This window comes from Phenylobacterium hankyongense (assembly GCF_003254505.1).
GTDB classification, from domain to species: domain Bacteria; phylum Pseudomonadota; class Alphaproteobacteria; order Caulobacterales; family Caulobacteraceae; genus Phenylobacterium; species Phenylobacterium hankyongense.
The window spans coordinates 1-454 of record NZ_QFYP01000009.1; the positions used below are offsets into that span (position 1 = coordinate 1).

The 454-nt window shown below is 54.2% G+C and carries 1 protein-coding gene; it reads left to right on the plus strand.

Translation table 11 applies throughout. The features are described 5' to 3' along the window. The coding region (locus DJ021_RS18455; protein WP_207801905.1) for an aquaporin at positions 1–309 on the plus strand (309 nt) is incomplete at its 5' end. Positions 310–454 lie beyond the last annotated feature (145 nt).

Genomic DNA, 454 nt, shown 5'->3' on the forward strand with positions numbered 1-454 from the left:
CTTGAGGTCGTCATCACCTTCGGCCTGGTTTACACCGTCTACGCCACCGCTGTTGACCCGAAGAAAGGTTCAGTAGGCACAGTCGCCCCCATCGCCATCGGTTTCATCGTCGGAGCCAACATCCTCGCAGCCGGCCCCTTCTCCGGGGGATCCATGAACCCTGCTCGCTCCTTCGGACCCGCCATCGTTAGCGGCGACTTAACAGGCATCTGGATCTACTGGGTTGGACCGCTTATCGGCGGAGGACTCGCCGGCCTCGTCTACACCTATACCTTCCTGGTCTCAGACCATGCACCACTCCCCAGCTAATTCTATATTCAAGACTTAGATGGAGGAATCATTGGGATTTGGGAGGGCTCAGGATTGAAACTTTTCCAAGGTCTTGCCTCTTGTTTTTGGAATAATCTGCTCCGAACCTGTGTTTCGTTTGTAAAGGTCTCTCTTTTGCTTTCCC